The 16,765-nt window shown below is 72.3% G+C and carries 15 protein-coding genes; 5 read left to right on the forward strand and 10 right to left on the reverse strand.

Annotation, left to right across the window (positions count from 1 at the left end; all coding sequences use genetic code 11):
• From ACFXGX_RS40735 to ACFXGX_RS40750, 4 genes are all read right to left on the reverse strand, one after another.
• The coding region (locus ACFXGX_RS40735; RefSeq protein ID WP_384802695.1) for an SPFH domain-containing protein at positions 1–235 on the reverse strand (235 nt) is incomplete at its 3' end.
• Positions 236–471: 236 nt separating this feature from the next.
• Positions 472–1,371, reverse strand: coding sequence for a S1 family peptidase (locus ACFXGX_RS40740; RefSeq protein ID WP_384802698.1), 900 nt, complete (start codon positions 1,369–1,371; stop codon positions 472–474).
• Between the two features lie 261 nt (positions 1,372–1,632).
• Positions 1,633–2,415 (reverse strand): DUF1684 domain-containing protein, encoded by a 783-nt coding sequence (locus ACFXGX_RS40745; protein ID WP_384802701.1) that lies wholly within the window; start codon positions 2,413–2,415, stop codon positions 1,633–1,635.
• Positions 2,416–2,451: 36 nt separating this feature from the next.
• Positions 2,452–3,711 carry a DUF5685 family protein gene (locus tag ACFXGX_RS40750; RefSeq protein WP_384802704.1) on the reverse strand — a complete coding sequence of 420 codons (1,260 nt, stop codon included), beginning with the start codon at positions 3,709–3,711 and terminating at the stop codon, positions 2,452–2,454.
• Positions 3,712–4,000: 289 nt separating this feature from the next.
• On the opposite strand from ACFXGX_RS40750, the gene ACFXGX_RS40755 reads away from it, so the two are divergent.
• A complete protein-coding gene (locus tag ACFXGX_RS40755) occupies positions 4,001–4,438 on the forward strand; it encodes a cell division protein SepF (RefSeq protein ID WP_384802707.1) in 438 nt (145 codons plus the stop codon).
• A 51-nt stretch (positions 4,439–4,489) separates the two neighbouring features.
• Here the strand turns inward: ACFXGX_RS40755 and ACFXGX_RS40760 are convergent, their stop codons facing one another.
• Positions 4,490–5,680 carry an acyl-CoA dehydrogenase family protein gene (locus ACFXGX_RS40760; protein ID WP_355770301.1) on the reverse strand — a complete coding sequence of 397 codons (1,191 nt, stop codon included), beginning with the start codon at positions 5,678–5,680 and terminating at the stop codon, positions 4,490–4,492.
• Positions 5,681–5,973: 293 nt separating this feature from the next.
• A complete protein-coding gene (locus tag ACFXGX_RS40765; protein WP_384802712.1) occupies positions 5,974–7,698 on the reverse strand; it encodes an MFS transporter in 1,725 nt (574 codons plus the stop codon).
• A 256-nt stretch (positions 7,699–7,954) separates the two neighbouring features.
• Here ACFXGX_RS40765 and ACFXGX_RS40770 point away from each other — a divergent pair, with 256 nt between their 5' ends.
• The gene (locus tag ACFXGX_RS40770; RefSeq protein ID WP_384802715.1) at positions 7,955–9,133 is read left to right on the forward strand and encodes a glycosyltransferase family 39 protein; all 1,179 of its coding nucleotides are present in this window, start codon (positions 7,955–7,957) and stop codon (positions 9,131–9,133) included.
• Between the two features lie 251 nt (positions 9,134–9,384).
• Positions 9,385–10,431, forward strand: coding sequence for a phosphatase PAP2 family protein (locus ACFXGX_RS40775; protein ID WP_384802718.1), 1,047 nt, complete (start codon positions 9,385–9,387; stop codon positions 10,429–10,431).
• Between the two features lie 142 nt (positions 10,432–10,573).
• On the opposite strand, the gene ACFXGX_RS40780 is transcribed toward ACFXGX_RS40775, so the two are convergent.
• The 4 genes from ACFXGX_RS40780 to ACFXGX_RS40795 form a co-directional block, all read right to left on the reverse strand.
• Positions 10,574–10,789, reverse strand: a complete 216-nt coding sequence (locus ACFXGX_RS40780) for an I78 family peptidase inhibitor (protein ID WP_384802721.1) — start codon at positions 10,787–10,789, stop codon at positions 10,574–10,576.
• Between the two features lie 362 nt (positions 10,790–11,151).
• On the reverse strand, positions 11,152–12,198 hold the full coding sequence (locus ACFXGX_RS40785; protein ID WP_384802724.1) for a helix-turn-helix transcriptional regulator: 1,047 nt from the start codon (positions 12,196–12,198) through the stop codon (positions 11,152–11,154).
• Positions 12,199–12,262: 64 nt separating this feature from the next.
• Positions 12,263–13,543 (reverse strand): ABC transporter substrate-binding protein, encoded by a 1,281-nt coding sequence (locus ACFXGX_RS40790; protein WP_384802727.1) that lies wholly within the window; start codon positions 13,541–13,543, stop codon positions 12,263–12,265.
• Between the two features lie 6 nt (positions 13,544–13,549).
• The gene (locus tag ACFXGX_RS40795; protein ID WP_384802730.1) at positions 13,550–14,077 is read right to left on the reverse strand and encodes a hypothetical protein; all 528 of its coding nucleotides are present in this window, start codon (positions 14,075–14,077) and stop codon (positions 13,550–13,552) included.
• A 122-nt stretch (positions 14,078–14,199) separates the two neighbouring features.
• On the opposite strand from ACFXGX_RS40795, the gene ACFXGX_RS40800 reads away from it, so the two are divergent.
• Both ACFXGX_RS40800 and ACFXGX_RS40805 read left to right on the forward strand, forming a co-directional pair.
• Entirely contained in the window at positions 14,200–14,715 is a 516-nt protein-coding gene (locus ACFXGX_RS40800) for a hypothetical protein (RefSeq protein ID WP_384802733.1), read from the forward strand.
• A partial coding sequence (locus ACFXGX_RS40805; protein WP_384802736.1) for an ABC transporter permease occupies positions 14,715–16,765 on the forward strand: 2,051 nt, incomplete at its 3' end. The genes ACFXGX_RS40800 and ACFXGX_RS40805, both read left to right, overlap by 1 nt.

Below are 16,765 nucleotides of genomic sequence, written 5' to 3' on the forward strand. Positions count from 1 at the left end.
TGATGCCCTCCTGGGCCGGGATGGGCAGGGTCACGATCTGCATGTTGACCTTGCGCAGCCGGTCCACGAAGGGCACGACCATCGTGAAGCCGGGGCCGCGGACCTCGGAACGCAGCTTGCCGAGCCGCAGCACCACGCCCCGTTCGTACTGTTTGACGACGCGGGCCGCGGTCATCGTGTAGACCAGCCCCACGAACACGACGGAGACTCCCGCCGCCACCAGTTCCTCGACCATCACGGCCCCCCAGGGTCCGACGTGGCGCACCGGGCCTGTACAGCGAGTGTGTACAGCGCGTGCTTCGAAGGTAGACCCGTCACCGGAACAAGGGCGAGCCCCCGCACACCGGTTGCGTGCGGGGGCTCGCTCATGGGTCCGTCTGCCGTGGGTCCGGTCGCGCGGAATCCGTGGGGGGTGCCGGTCCTGTGGGTCGAGGAGTCGACGAACGGCCGGTCCGTCGCGCGACCGGACGGTCAGCCGACGCTCACGCCGTAGTAGCTGAGCGCCTCGGTGACCGGCTGGAAGAAGGTCGTACCGCCGGAGCTGCAGTTGCCGCTGCCTCCGGAGGTCAGACCGTAGGCCACACTGCCGCCGTACAGGGGACCGCCGCTGTCTCCGCCCTCGGCGCAGACCGTGGTCTGGATCATGCCGTAGACGACGTCACCACTGCCGTAGTTGACCGTGGCGTTCAGGGCGGTGACCCGGCCGCTGTGTGTACCGGTGGTCGAGCCGCGCCGGTAGACCGTCGTGCCCACGCTGGGCGTGGCCGCGCTGCTGATCGTCTGGCTGCCGACCGCGCTCGGGTGCGCGACCGTGGTACTGGTGTACTTGACCAGCGCGAAGTCGTTGGTCGGGAAGCTGTAGCTGACGTTCGTGCCCAGCTTCGTGGTCTGGCCCGAGTTGGAGTACCAGGTGGAGGCGACCTCACCGCAGTGGCCGGCGGTCAGGAAGTAGTACGTGCTGCCGCTGTGCACGTTGAAGCCGAGCGAACAGCGGTAGCCGCCGCCGTAGATGGCGTCGCCGCCGGTGATCAGCTTCTTGAAGGTGCCGGGGGTGTGCTTGATCGTGAGCGCCGCCGCGTTGCCGCCGGCGTCCCGCTTGATCTTCGCGATCTCCGCCTTCGAGACCGTGCTGTCGACGGTGACGACCACGCGGTTCGTCCTGGCGTCGACCGCCCAGGCGGTGCCCGCGACATCGGACTTGAGGACCGACTGCTTGGCACTGGTCAGCTGGGTGGCGCTGAACGTCTGGGCGTCGGACGCGTTCGCGCTGGGGACCGCGAACGCTGCGGCGGCCACGAGTCCGGTGGACACGGCGATCAGCCGGCTCCGTCTCGCGATGCCACCACGGGGGGTTGTGCGCTTGATCCTCACGTTTCATTCCTCCGAAGGGAAGTAAGGGGCCCCATGTCGTGGGGTCGGGGCCCGTGAGGCGCAGCCGGGAGCCGCCCGTCCGGATTCCGAACAAGCCATGCCCCTGACAAGCGCTGAGGGGGAGTATTCGGCTGCGCGACCGACAGGCGCAAGGGCGCCTTTCGGCCGTGCAGCCTTCAACTTGCCCTCATACGGAGGAGGTTGATCATCGGATCACTGGAGGCGCCGGATTCCCCCGAGTCCTCGGGAGTCCCGGGGGCCTCAGCTCAATCGGCGCTCCCCCGCGGCGACGGCCACGCGCAGCGTATTTCCGGGCGGCGGGAACGGGCAGACGAAATGGTCCGCGAACGCGCACGGCGGAAGCACGGTCCGGTTGAAGTCCACCGTCGTACGCCCCTCGGCGTCGGGCGCCGCGGGGCGAAGGAACCGGAAGCGGTAACTGCCGTCCCTGCTGGTCGTGTCGGCGAAGACGGCCCACAGCGTGCCGTCGCTCTCCACCGACACCTGGAGGGTGAGGTCCTGCCCGTCCAGGGTGAAGGCGAGGACTCCGCCGAGCGCGAGCCCGCGGGTCACTCCGTCGGCGTTCTCGACACGCACGGTACGGCCCTCGCCGTACGGGGTGAAGTGTCCGGGCACCGCCCAGCGCTCGTCGTACGGGGTCGCCTCGATGCCCGCGAAGGCTTTCCGGGTGGGCGCGTCGGGGTCGTAGACGCGTACGCCCCAGATCCCCTCGCGCACCAGGACGACGAACCGGCGCTCCCCCCGCGCGACCCGGGCTCCGTCGGCCCCTCCGTAGTCGGCGCCCAGCACGATGTCGCCGGTGAAGGGCTCGCCGTCGACCGTGAGCCCTTCCTCGGCGACCGCCGTCAGGACCACTTGGTCGCCCTTGAGCGCCCATTGCCCGGGAGTGTCCGGAAGTCGCCCTTCCGGATAGTCCTCGATCCAGTGGGTCCCCATGAGCGCGAGCGGGCCGTACGGCGCCGACACCGTCGCCACACGGTGCTCCTGCCAGTGCTTCCAGTCCTCGGATGCGTCCGTCGTCATGTGATCGACTTTTTCACACGGGCTCGGCCGGGCTTCTCACAACCCGCAGTCGCAGCACGAGCAGCACTCACAGCACTCACACGCCTCGCAGCAACCGCAGTCGCAGTCACAGTCGCTCAGGCACCCTTCGCGCTTCTTGCGCGACCACGGACCCTCGTACTCGTCGGCGCAGCACATCTTGCAGGTGCAGCACAGTCCGACGGCCGCGGCGCAGCCGGCCCAGAATCCCCGCCTGCCGGGGGCGGGGGGCTGGAAGGACGGCCCGCCGCCGAAGGGGTTGCCGCCGCCCGTGTACGGATTCCCGCCGTGGTGGGGCGGCGGTCCGAAGGAACCCTCGGGTGCGAGCAGGACCGCGGAGCCCGGCGCGCCGAGGAGGCGGCCGGACCCGGAGTCGGGGGAGCCGTGCGGTCCCTGCACCCCGTCCGCGGGGTGCCCGCATCCCGACGTCCCGAACGCGCGGTCCACCGAGCGGCCCAGTTCGTGGACGAGCAGCACATGCGCCAGTCTGCCGTCGGTGAACTCGGCCTCGCGCAGGGCGAGCCGTATCCCGTGCAGGGCGTCGTCGGCGAGCCGGCGGGCCTCGGTGAGCGGGGTCCCGGTGGCCGTGAGCGGGTTCCAGGCTCCCGACGCGGCGTCAGTTTGCCTGTCCTCCACGGCGTCCAGCAGATGCGCGAGCCGTCCGAAGAGCCGTCCGGCCTCGGCCAGCGGCGCGGCGTTGCCGGGGCGGCCGGCGAGGACGGCGGTGTGCGCGAAGGCGGCGGCGGTGGCGGTCTCGGTGGGTTCCGTGACGGTCGGCAACGGCGTTCCCGGCCCGGCGAGCGCCTCGATCCCGATCTGCCGGTCCACCGCGTCGACGAGCACGGCCGTGTCGAATCCGACGGCACTTCCCGTTCGCGCCCCGGCCCTGCTCCAGCTCGTGGCCACCCGGCGCGCGGCCGGCGCGAGCGGCTTGCGCGCCAGGAGCCCGTCTCCGTCGGCGACATGGTCGCGGACCTTCGCCGAGGCGAGGACCAGCGAGACGGCGGCGGCGAGCCGCGCGCCCTCGCCCTGCGCGACGGACGCGGTCCGCATGCCCCGCAGCGGACAGGGGCCCGCGGTGCGCCGCCACCCCGTCGTGCGCTCGGCCTGAGCCTCCGTCAGAACCGATATCAGCAGGCCGTCGTAGTTGGTGACCACCCGCGCGAACTGGCCGTGGTCCCCGCGCAGCGCGAGACAGAGCCCGCACAGATGCGCCATCCACTGCGTCTTGAGCCCTTCACCGAGCCGGTGGCTGCAGGGCCTCACGATTCCGAACACGACACTCCCCCGTGACCCGTACGACATTGCGGTCGGGCATCGTATCGACCCTCCCGTTCACCCGTACGCCCCGCTCGTCACCCGGTCGCCGCGAGAAATCATATTTCACTCTCAGTCAGCAGCCTTACCCCGTACGACCCTTGGGGGGCGCGGGCTCTCGACGGATTCGCTGTGCACCAGTACCGTCACGAAACCCCCACGCGGCGTCTATCCACTTGGCGCGACATCCGCATCATGGACGACCATGGGGATGCGGAAGCACGAAAGACCGCTGTGAGAGGAGGCGTCCATGGGATCGGTGCGCAAGGCGAGTGCCTGGCTTGGCCTCGTCGACGACAACGATGACGAGCGTTACTACGACGACGACTACGCCGAGGGTCAGGACTCCGGCAACGCCTGGGTCACCGACCCTCGCGTGAAGGTTGCTTCCGAGACGGCGGAGGAGAAGGGCCGCCGGATCGGCACGGTCACCCCGGACAGCTTCCGGGACGCACGCGGTATCGGCGAACTCTTCCGGGACGGCGTCCCGGTCATCATCAACCTCACGACCATGGAGGCCGCCGACGCCAAGCGCGTGGTGGACTTCGCGGCCGGCCTGACCTTCGGCCTGCACGGCACCATCGAGCGGGTGGCGACCCGGGTCTTCCTGCTGACCCCGGCGCACACGGAGATCGTCAGCGGCGAGGCCGCGGGCCGTCAGACGGACGGCTTCTTCAACCAGAGCTGAGGCAGGGCCGCTCACCGGCCCTGTCTCGCCGGGGCTTCACGCACGGGGTCTTCACCGGAAGGCGTCGAGCCCGGTGAGCGCCTTGCCCAGCACAAGCTGATGCATCTCGACGGTGCCCTCGTAGGTGAGCACCGACTCCAGGTTCGTCGCGTGCCGCATCACGGGGTATTCCAGCGAGATCCCGTTGGCACCGAGGATCGTGCGCGAGGTACGGCAGATCTCGATGGCCTCGCGTACGTTGTTGAGCTTGCCGAAGCTGATCTGCTCGGGGCGGAGCCGTCCCGCGTCCATGCGGCGCCCCAGGTGATGGGCGAGCAGGATTCCCTTGTGCAGTTCGACGGCCATGTCGGCGAGTTTGGCCTGGGTGAGCTGGAAGCCGCCGATGGGACGTCCGAACTGCTCACGCGTCCTCGCGTACGCGAGGGCGGACTCGAAGCTGGACCGTGCCGCGCCCATGGCGCCCCACACGATCCCGTACCGCGCGTGGGAGAGGCAGCCGAGCGGACCCTTGAGGCCGACGACGTCGGGCAGGACGGCGTCGGCCGGCAGCCGCACGTCGTCGAGGACGAGCTCGCTGGTCACGCTGGCCCGCAGGGACCACTTGTGCTTGATCTCGGGGGCGGAGAACCCGGGCACGTCGGTGGGCACGACGAATCCGCGGATGCCGTCGTCGGTCTGCGCCCAGACGACGGCGACACCGGCGACGGAACCGTTGGTGATCCACATCTTGCGGCCGTTCAGGACCCAGTCCCCGCCGTCGCGCTTGGCGTGCGTGCGCATGGAGGCGGGGTCGGAGCCGTGGTCGGGCTCGGTCAGCCCGAAGCAGCCGATGATCTCGCCGGAGGCCATGCGGGGCAGCCAGGTCCGCTTCTGCTCCTCGCTGCCGAACCGGTGGATGGCGTACATGGCCAGCGAGCCCTGGACCGAGACGAGCGAGCGGATGCCGGAGTCGGCCGCCTCCAGCTCCAGACAGGCGAGTCCGTACTGCACGGCGCTCGCCCCCGCGCACCCGTAGCCCTGGAGCGACATGCCGAGGGCGCCGATCCCGCCGAGTTCGCGTGCCAGTTCCCGGATGCCGGGCAGCTCGCCCTTCTCGTACCAGTCGGCGACGTAGGGCAGCACCCGGTCCGCGGCCCAGGCCCGCACGGTGTCGCGGACGGCCAGTTCCTCCGCGTCCAGCAGGTCGTCGATCCCGAGCGGGTCGGCGGGGTCGAAGGACGGCAGCTTCGAGGACGCGGACATACGACAGCCTCCGGCAGGGTGATAACTAGCACCGCTAGTCAAGGATCTCGGCCCGACGTTACGACGCAGTCTCCCGCAAGTCCAGGGCACTTCCGCACACGGCTCCGGCCCAGGGCCCGTCCGGCAACTCCCGTCCGGCAACTCCCGTCCGGCCGGCCCTAGGTCGTGTCCGCAAAGTCTCGCCTGCCCGGCGACGCCTCGCACGCTCCCCCAAGCTCTTCGAGCAGGGGGGGACCCCCATGACGCCGCCGGGCCCGCCCTCCGGGCGGACGACGCGACTTTGCGGACACGACCTAGGCGGAGACGCGGGTCTCGGAGACCTCGGGAACCCCGGGAACCCCCGGGACGCGGGACACCGCGGGAACCTCGGAGATCTTGGGGATCTCTGGAGTCCCGGAGGTCCGGGCGGCCTCGGGGGCCTCGCGCGTCCCGGCGGCATCCCGTGGAGCCGGGATCCCGGCGTCACCCGCCGCGGGTGCCCCGCAGTCCATGACGCGCGGCAGCCGCAGTGCCATCACGGCGCCGAGCAGCAGCAGGCCCGCGCTCACCAGCAGCGTCACATGCAGTCCGTGCACGAAGGAGTCCCGGGCGGCATGCCGCAGGGCGTGGCCCGACGCGCCTCCGAGCCGGTCGGCGACCTGGTACGCCTCGCCCAGCGAGTGTCCCGCCGCCGTCGAATCGGCCGCCCGGACGCCGGGGACGGACGACAGCCCGGGCGCGTACGCCGCGTTCATCACGCTTCCCAGCAGCGCGATCCCGATCCCCGCGCCCAGTTGGTACGAGGTCTCGCCGATCGCCGCGGCGCCGCCCGACTGCGCCTGCGGCGCCTCGCTCAGCATGGACTCGTACGCCCCGAAGAGGGTGGTCTCCAGGCCGAAGCCCAGCAGGACGAAGCCGAAGAGCAGCAGCCCGGCGTTGTCGTCGCCGCCCATCGCGGTGAGGGTGACCACGGCGGCCGCGGTGAGGCAGAACCCGAAGGAGACCATCGCGCGCGGCCCGAACCGGCGCAGCAGCTTCGCCCCCGCGAGACCGGCGGCCATCGCCGCGATGGTGAGCGGCAGCAGCCGCAGCCCGGTCTGGAGGGGTGACAGGCCGAGGACGAGCTGGAGGTACTGCGCGGCGATCAGTTCCAGGCCCACCAGGGCGAGCATGGCGAGGACGATGCACCCCACCGACGTGCTGAAGGCCGGGCGCGCGAACATGCGCAGGTCGACCAGGGGATGCGCGCGCCGCCGCTGCCGCCGTACGAATGCGGCCATCAGCACGGCGCCGACGAGCAGCGACCCGAGGGTGAGGGGGCCGAAGGGCGCCTCACCGCCGCCGAGACGCTTCACGCCGAGGACGACTCCGAACAGGCCGGCGGCGGCCATGAGCGCCCCGACGACGTCCCAGGGACCTTCGCGGTCGCCGTGGGACTCGGGCAGCAGCAGCCGTCCCACCGGAAGGCTGATGATCATCAGCGGGATGTTGACGAGGAAGACCGATCCCCACCAGAAGTGCTCCAGGAGGAAGCCGCCGAGGAGCGGTCCGACCGCCGCGCCGACGGCGGCGACGGCGCTCCAGATGCCGATCGCGAGCGCACGCTCACGCCGGTCGGGGAAGACCTCGCGCAGGATCGACAGCGTGGCGGGCATGATCATCGCGCCGCCGATGCCGAGCAGTGCGCGGGCGCCTATCAGGAGCTGCGCGTTCCCGGAGAGGGCCGCGATGCCCGAGGCGATTCCGAAGAGGGTGTACCCGAGGAGGAGAACCCGTCTGCGGCCGATCCGGTCACCGAGCGTGCCGAAGAGTATGAGAAGCGAGGCGCAGACGAGCGGATAGACGTCGACGATCCAGAGCAGTTCCATCGCACCGGGCTTCAGGTCCTCGGTGACGGCGGGTACCGCGACATGGAGCACGGTGGCGTCGAGGGCGACCAGCAGCAGGCTGAGGCACAGGACGACGAGAACGACCCATCGGTTGGCACCTGCTCCGGTCTCCCGACGGCATCGCGCAGCGGCCGTGGTCGTCCCGGACATGTACGTACCTCCAGAGGTTCCCTCGCGTTCTGCGGATCCGCAGGGTGGGGACTCCCTGGGGCTGCGGCCCGGAGAACGGAGTCCCGGGCCCACGCAGCAAAGGCGAGTGAGCCGTCAGCGTACGACAGTTCTCGCCCGGGTCACGTGGCGGACCTCTCACGTTCGCCGGCCGGGTGTGTGGCGTACGCCACGCCGCTCACCCGTCGTCACGCCCCGCGCGGCCTGCCGGTTCCGCCCTCCGCCGATAATCGAGCCCGTGACCGAACCCGAGAGTCCCGCCGCGACCCCCCTCGAGGGCGCCCTGCGCCGAGCCGCGCCCGCCCTCCTCGGGTACGCGGCGGTCCGCGCCCTGGGCCTCGTCACGCTCGCCGTGTGGAGCTCGGCGAACGGCAAGAGCGCCCACCGGCTGCTGTCGGGGCGCTGGGACTCGCTCTGGTACACGAGGGTCGCCGAGCTCGGCTACGGCTACGAGGTCCGCCTCCCGAACGGTGACGTGCACGCGAATCTCGCGTTCTTCCCGCTGCTGCCCTGGCTGGAGCGGATCGCCCACGCGGTGACACCGCTGTCGTACGCGGACGCCGGCCTGCTGGTCTCCGCGGTGGCCTCGCTCGCCGCGGCCTGGGGGATCTTCGCGGTCGCCGACCACGTCCACGGCCGCCGGGCCGGAGTCTGCGCGGCGCTGGTGTGGGCGGTCCTGCCCGTCGGCGTGGTGCAGTCGATGGCGTACAGCGAGTCCCTGTTCACCGCGCTCGCCGCGTGGTCGCTGTACGCGGTGCTGACCGGCCGGTGGCTGACCGCGGGACTGCTCGCCGCGCTCGCCGGGCTGACACGGCCGGTGGGAGTCGCGGTGGTCGCGGCCCTGTGGGTGGCGGCGATTACCTCGTTCGTGGGAGAACGCCGGTCCGGCGGAAGCACGCCCCGGACGGACGGCGCGCGTCCGTGGCGGCGCGCCCTCGCCATGATCATCGCGCCGCTCGGCGCCGCCGGTTACGTGCTGTGGGTGGGGCATCGCACCGGCGGGGGGCCGCTCGGCTATCTCGACGTCCAGGCGGGGTGGCGCAACGGCTTCGACGGCGGTTACGCCTTCGGGCGCTTCGTGGCGGAGAAGTTCACCTCGTTCCCGTCCGCCCTCGCCGGTGCCGCCCTGGTCGCCGGAGTGGTGCTGATCCTGTCGCTCTACGTGACATGCGTGCGCCAGGGCCAGCCACCGGCGCTCCTCGTCTACGCGGGGGTCGTCGTCGCGCTCGCCCTGTGCGCGTCGAGCTACTTCGGCTCGAAGCCACGCCTGCTGCTGCCCGCCTTCCCTCTCCTGCTCCCTCCGGCCAGGGCGCTGGCAGGGCTGCGTACGTCCAGGTCGGCGCTGATTCTCGGGGGCGTCGCGGTGGCCTCGGCGGCGTACGGGGCCTTCTGGCTGAACGGCTCAGGACCCCCCTGACCGGCCCCGCGGCACCCCGCGCGGGACCGGTGAGCGGGCGGCGAATTCCACGCCATCATTCGGTGAACGAATATAAAAGTGCCATAAACTCGAAGCCCCTCGGCGATCAATGGAATTGAAGGCTCCGCGGTCCCGGGATTAGCGATTCATTAGAAATAAGCATGATCCTGAGAGGAATCCCACATCACATCGTCATCACAAACCGAGTGATTCGGCCTGGAACGCAGCTCACTCGCTGTAACGTCGATTGAGTGCGTACCGAACGAAACCTCACCCGTCTGGACCGGGTCTTCGCCCGGCTGGACCGTGAGCCGGAACGACCGGCCCACATCGATGTGCCGAAGATGAGTCGGCACAGGGTTGTCCTCTTCGCGGCGACCCTGGCCTTCTACCTGGCGATCGTGTGGGCCGTGGCGATCACGTCGTGGCTGGTCCGGTTCGACTGGCAGGTCATGTTCTTCCGGCCCTACCAGCAGTGGCCGGAGATCCACGCGTTCCTGGACTACTACGTGGTGCTCGGCCAGCGCGGCCCCACCGCGGTGATGGTCGCCGCGTGGCTGGGCTGGCGTTCCTGGCGCCAGCACACCCTGCGCCCGCTGCTCACGCTGGGCGCGTCCCTGCTGCTGCTCAACATCACGGTGGGCGCGGCGAAGCTCGGCATGGGCCGTCTCGGCCCGCACTACGCCATCACCATCGGCTCGAACGAGATGGGTCTGGGCGGCGATATATTTCCTTCGGGCCACACCGCCAACGCCGTCGTGACCTGGGGAATCCTGGCCTATCTGGCGTCGACCCCGAGAGCCAGACGCTGGCTCTCGGCGCTGTCCGCCGTGACCTCGCTGGGCGTCGGCCTCACCACCGTCTACCTGGGTACGCACTGGCTGAGCGATGTCCTGCTGGGCTGGGCCGCGGGTCTGCTGATCCTGCTGGCGCTGCCCTGGTGCGAGCCGCTGATCGCCCGCTCCGAGGCCGGGATCTTCGCGCTGCGCGATCTGTTGCGCACCCGTCGCGGCGGTACCGCGCCCAGGCCCGCCCCGGTTCCCTCTCCGGTCCCCGCGCCGGTCATGTCCCCGCGGGCCGCCGCGGTGGACAGCGAGGTGCCGGCCCGCGGTGCCGTCGCCTCCCGTCCGCCCAGATCCCCCGTCCACCTGGCTCCTGGCCCGCACACCGCCCGCTCGGAGCGCACGCCGGTGACACCGGCGGGCAGCCGCCGTCCGGCCCACCCGGACCGTCCGCCGCATCCGGACCGTCCGACGCGCGCGACCGCCGCGACGGCCCGTCCGCTGACGGGCGGCTGAGGACTGCGGGGTCGGTACGCACAGCCTCTCCCCGCACAGCGAAGGCCCCCGGCTCGACGAGCCGGGGGCCTTCGCGCATCGTGGGGCGGTGCTCACCCCGGTGCGGCGCGGCGGCGTGCCGCCGCGCGCCGGGGCCGGGCGCTCAGCCCTTCCAGCAGCGCGTCACCGTACCGTCCGTGACCTCGAAGTTCAGCCGCCCCACCAGGTACTCCATGGTGATGATCGCGCCGGGCGGCAACGAGCGGACCGTCGGCCAGCCGCGCTCCCGCGCACGCTCACGCGCCCCGCTCACCTCCAGCCCGACATAGCTCTCCGGATCGTCCTGCGGCTCTGTGTGAGAGGGGGGATTGGGTGCCATGACCGCCACGTTAGGCGGCACACCCGGGCGGTGGAAGCCCGATCGGCGACGAAGCGTCACCTGTCCCTCGCCGGTCACGCTTCTGTCACAGGATCACGACACGTGTTTCGCCGAACTCCATCACCCGTATGAGGGTCCGCTTCCGTGTTCCGCACGCCTTCGAACGTAATTCGGAGCCGTCGTACGAGAGCCCCGAATAGCACCGCGAAATGTGCGCGGCGGTGGCCGGTGCGGGCGCTGCGGCGCTTTCCATTCCGATCCGCTCCGATTCCGGCCCGGACCACGGGAGCTGACGCCGCATAGGAAATACACGCTACGAGCACACAACCCCCGCACGGCCGCCGCGGCACCCGGGACTTCCGCTACGGCACGCGGACCGTGACCGGCGCTCCCTCGGAACCCGGTTCCCCGGACCCCTGCTTCCCGGGACCCGATTCCCCGGGCCTCTGCCTCTCCAGCGCCCGGGACAACCGGTCCCGGGCCGTCCTGATCACGTCGCCGAGTTCGGCCGGCTCCAGGATCTCGAAGTCGAGCCCCGTCATCATCACGTGGACGACCATGACGTCGAGGCTCGGCGCCCCCGTGCGCAGGATGCAGGTGTCCTCGTCCGAGGCCTCCAGGGTCCCGGCCGAGGGCGAGATCCGCGCGGCGGCCTCCTCCAGCGGCACCAGCAGCCGCACCACGGCGTGCGTGGCGTAGGCGCCGGTGGAGACGCCCCTGGAGACGTACTCGGCCAGATTCGCGGCCGGTGGCGTACGGGGCGCGAAGCGCGGTCCGTGCGGCGGGCGGGGCGTGACGCGGTCGGCCCGGAAGGTACGCCAGTCGTCGCGGTCGACGTCCCAGGCGACCAGGTACCAGCGGCGCTCGGTGCACACCAGCCGGTACGGCTCGACGGTCCGGCGCGTCGAGGACCCCCCGTGATCGCGGTACTCGAAGCGCAGCCGCTCGCTGTCACGGCAGGCGTTGGCCAGTTCGGTGAGGACGGCGGGATCGACGACGGAGGGCCCCGGGCCGCGCAGCATCGGCACGGTGAAGGCGTTCAGCGCGCCGACCCTGCGCCGCAGCCGGCCCGGCAGGACCTGTTCCAGCTTGGCGAGCGCGCGTACGGAGGACTCGCCGATGCCCTCGATGCCCTGCCCGGCCGCCGTGCGGAGCCCCACGGCCACCGCGACGGCCTCGTCGTCGTCCAGGAGCAGCGGCGGCAGTTCGGCCCCCGCGCCGAGCTGGTAGCCGCCGCCCGTACCGGGGCTGGCGTTGACGGGATAGCCCAGCTCGCGCAGCCGGTCCACGTCACGGCGGACGGTGCGCGGGGTGACGCCCAGCCGCTCGGCGAGGTCCGCGCCCGACCAGTCGCGGTGGGCCTGCAGCAGTGAGAGCAGGCGCAGCAGTCGTGCGGATGTCTCCAACATGCCGCCGAGTCTGCCAGCGCTTGCGGACAGCCGCTGTCCGCAAGGCGACGTCCCCTCACGGGCTTCACGGGCGGTAGGCGATCTGCGGTACGTCGAAACAGTTCGTGTTCATGTCGCCCTGGGTGACCCAGCCCCTACCGTCGCGCCAGCGGGCCACCGAGAGGCACGTCCGGCGCGTTTTCGGCGGCTCGGCGAGCCGCTCGTAGGTGACGGGGAGCAGCAGCCCGCCCGCGGTGTAGGGCTCGCCCCTGTTCATGAACGCGTCGACGCACCCCCGGGTGACGCCCGTACGCGCGCAGGACCTGGCCGCGTCCGTGAACCACCGGGCCGCCGCCCATCCCTCCAGTTGCCACTGGGAGTGGGCCGACAGCCCCTTCGTCGCGTCGCGGAACTCCCGTACGGCGGTGTCGCCGGTGTCCTCGTAGTTGCGGCTCGACCCGGTGGCCCACAGGGCGTTTCGGCAGCGCGGCGCGTCCTTGTAGTCCTCGGGCACGGTGGACGTCCAGTTCTGGACGTTGGTCACCTTGGCGGTGACGTGGGCGCCGACGTCGTCCATGGCCTTGCAGAGCTGGGAGTTGCCATGGGTGTCGAGGGCGTCGAAGACGAGGTCCGCGTGCTGTGCCTTCAGGTCGGCCGCGGCGGCGCGGAAGTCGGGCAGCGCGAAGTCGACCTGTTCGGAGACGACCCGGTAGCCCTCGGCCCTGAGCCCCTCGGTGACCAGCCGGGCGTAGGCGGCGGAGGCGGACTGGTTGTAGGAGACGACGGCGGCCGTACGGGCGCCGTGGACGCGCTTGAAGTAGCGGTAGACCTCGGTGCCGCCGTAGAGCTCGCCGTCCCAGCCGGGCGTGCCGTGGCGTGGCGCGAGGCTGCCGTAGATCCCGTACAGATGCGGATACGTGTCGTAGGCGGCGCCGATGGGCTGGCCGCCGATGTCGGGCACGCCCGCGCGGGACACCTGGGAGGCGCCCGCGTAGTCGAGCGCGGTCGTGGCGACGAGGGCGACGACCTTGTCCTGGTCGATCAGCCGGCGCACGCAGTCGCTGTTGCCGACGCCGCTGCCGCCGTCGTCGCACAGCCGCACCTTGACCCGCCGCCCGTCGATGCCGCCCCGGGCGTCGAGCCGGTCGAACCAGGCTTTCGCCCCGTCACGCGGTCCGGTGAACGCGGAGGCGCCGACGGGGCTGGTGGCGCTGCTGATGACGCCGACGCGGATCGGCTCGGCGGACGCCCGGGGTGTGGGCGTGGCGCGGTTCTCGAAGTCGCTCTCGGGGAGCCGGCTGCCGCAGGCCGTGCCGAGCAGGAGCAGCAGGCCCGCGACGGCGGCGCCGGTCGCTGTGCGCCGCACCGCTGATCAGCAGCCCGGGACGGGACTCGACGACCCGTTACCGCTGAGCTGCACCAGCGCGCAGAGCGTTTTGACGGAGACCTTCCAGGTGCCGTTCTGCTCGACGGCCGTCCCCGAGGCGTTCGGCAGGGCGGTGGCGCCGTTCAGGGTGAGCGTGTAGGTCACGTTCGCCTCGGTCGGCGAGGTGAACTCGATCTTCTCCACGTTCGACTTCACCTGCTGACCGCGCTGGTCACCGTTGAAGCCCTGCAGCACCGGGGCCATCCGCTCGCCGTTCTCCAGAACGGCCAGCTTGTCCTTCGCCGAGACGGCCGGGTCGAAGAACTTCTCCCAGTTCCGCTTGATCTCCTGCTGGGCCGCGGCCGGGTCGGCCGGAGCCGTGGCGGTGGACTGTTCCGCCGTCGGTGTGGGCGACGCGGCACTCCCGCCGCCGTTGTCGTCGCTGCACGCCGTGAGGGCCGCGGCGAGGACGAGAACCGCTGCCGCCGCCGCTCCCCCGACGTTCCCCCGCTTGAGGTCGCTCCCGAGAACCATCTGGCTCACCACCGGGTGTCGGTCCGGGCCAAAAGCGCCCGGTGCTTTCAGGGTCAGCTTCCAGAAGGCATAGTGCAAGCCATCGGCTGACATGGACAGATACCCGACGTGTGGGAGTCCGGATGCGGACAGCTCGACTGCGGAGCGTGCACCCCGTCCTGTGGGCCGGCTGGGGCGCGCTGGCCGCCGGGGCCGTGCTGTGTGTCATCGGCTGGTACGGCGTCTCGGGCGAGCGGTACGCGGAACGTCAGCTCCCCTATCTCGCCTCCTGCACGGTGCCCGGTGCCGCGCTGATCATCGCGGGCGCCGTGCTGCTCACCCACGGCCGGAACGCCTCGGCGGCGGCGCGCGTCGAGGAGCTGTACGGACTGCTGGTGGCGGCCGGGTCCGCCGACGCCGAGGAGCAGGAACCGGCGGCGGGCGTGCCGGTGGCCGCCGGCGGGGACCTCCTGATGGTGCCCGGCGGCACCTTGTACCACCGCGCGGACTGCCCCTTGGTGGCCGGGAAGCGGGAGGCCGTGCCGGCCGACTCGCGCGTCCTCGCGAGCGGGGACCTGGGTCCGTGCCCGATCTGCGAGCCCGACACCGGGGACGACCCCGCCGCCGGTCCGGGCGACTCCGCCGGTCCGGGCGGCTGATGTCCTCGTTGACGTACGACCTCACGCTTGCCGGGCTCTCGATCGGTGCCGCCGCCGCGCTCACCGGGATCGGGCTGATCGTCACCTACCGGGCCACCGGCGTGCTCAACTTCGCGCACGGCGCGATCGCGATGGTGTGCGCGTATCTGCTGCGGCAGTTCACCGTCGAGTGGGGCTGGCCGCTCGCGCTCGGCGCCTCGGTGACCCTGCTGCTGGTGGCCCCGGCGATCGGGATGGCCCTGGAGCGGTTCGTGTTCCGGCCGCTTGCCCTCCTCGGTGACGACCCGGCGCAGACCCTGGTCGCGTCCATCGGGGTCTTCGTGCTGCTGGTCGGCGGGGCGGCTCTCGTGTGGGGCACCGGCGCGCGGGCGGACGCGCCGACGCTGGTGTCGGCGGATCCGTGGGGGCAGCTCGCGGTGGCCGTCGCGCTGGCCGCGGGGGTGGGCGCGGTCACACGCTGGACCCGCTTCGGAACGGAGCTGCGGGCGGTCGTCGACGACCGGCCGCTCGCGGTGCTCGGCGGGATCGACGCGGACCGGGTGGCCGCGGCGGGCTGGGCGTTCGGCTCGTTCACGGCGGGCCTGACGGGCGTGCTCCTCGCGCCGTACGTGCGGCTCGACCCGTACGGCCTGCCGCTGCTCGTCATCGAGGTCATGGCGGTCGCCGTGGCGGCCCGGATGCGCAGCCTCCCGGTGGCGATCGTGGTCGCGCTCGGTATCGGTGTCGCCCAGAGCCAGCTCACCCGGCTGCACCCCTCGGGCTGGGCGGAGCCGCTGCTCCTGGCGGTCGGCGCCAACCTCTTCGTGGTCGCGCTGCTCGTCGCCGCGCTCGTCCTGCCCGGCATCGGCACCCGTGACGCGCTCCCGCGCCCGGTGTCGGCCCGCGTGCCGACGCCGCCCGGGGCCCGGGCCGTGGCCGTCGTGCTGTTCCTGCTGCCGCTGGGGTTCGCGGGCTCGGACCTGCACACGGCGGTGCAGGTGCCCGCGCTCGGTGTCGTCCTGCTGTCGTTGGTCGTGGTCACCGGCCGCGGCGGCCAGATCTCGCTGGGGCAGGCCGCGTACGCCGGTCTGGGCGCCCTGTTCACGGCACTGCTGGCCGCGGGCCGGTTCCCGGGGCTGCCCCGGCTGCCCGAACTGGCCGCGCTCGCGGTGGCCGTGCTCCTGGTGGCCCCGCTCGGTGTGCTCACCGGCTGGCCGGCCATCGAACGGCACGGCCTGGCGCTCGCGGTGGCCACCTTCGCGGTGGGTGTGGGTGTCAGCCGGTTCGTGTTCGCGCAGCCGTACGCGGTGGCGGGCCTGTCCCTGGACCGGCCGGCCGGATTCGGCGGCGACCGCGCGTACTACGTACTCGAACTCGTCCTGCTGGCCGCCGCCCTGCTCGCGGCGCACACTCTGCGCCGGGGCAGGACGGGCCGGGCCCTCGCCGCCATGCGGGACCACGAGGCGGGCGCGTCGGCGGCGGGCGTCCGCGTCCCGGAGCTGAAACTGACCGCGTTCGTCGCGGGGGCCGCGCTGGCCGCGCTGGGCGGGGGCATGCTCGGCATGGGGCTGCGCGCCTTCGACGCCGCCCAGTACGACCCGGTCCGCAGTCTGCTCTGGTTCGCGGCGGTCGTCGTGCTCGGCGCCGACAGCGTCCTCGGGGCGCTCGTCGCCGCTGCGCTGCTGGTCGGGCTGGACGCGGGGGCCCGCGGTGGGGTGGCGGCCGCCCTGATCGGCCTCCTCGCCGTCCTCGTCGGCCGCTTCCCCGAGGGCCCGTACGAGGCCCTGCGCACGGCCACCTCCCGGCTCCGCCGCCCCCGGGCGACCCTGACCCCTCTGGGCACCCGGGCCCGCCGCCACCTGCGCACCGCTGGCAGGGGCCGCCTCGCAGCAGTCGGGCCGCCGCCGGGCCCGGGTGCCGTGCCGGCGAAGGGCGCCGTGGCGGCCACCGGTTACCCCGCGGGGGGGGGGGGGGGGGGGGGGCCGCCGCGCCCCCCCCCCCCCCCCACCCCCCCCCCCCCCCCCACCCCCCCGCCCCCCCCCCCCCCCCCCCCCAACACCCCCCCCCCCCC

This window comes from Streptomyces sp. NPDC059371, from assembly GCF_042751995.1.
GTDB lineage: Bacteria > Actinomycetota > Actinomycetes > Streptomycetales > Streptomycetaceae > Streptomyces.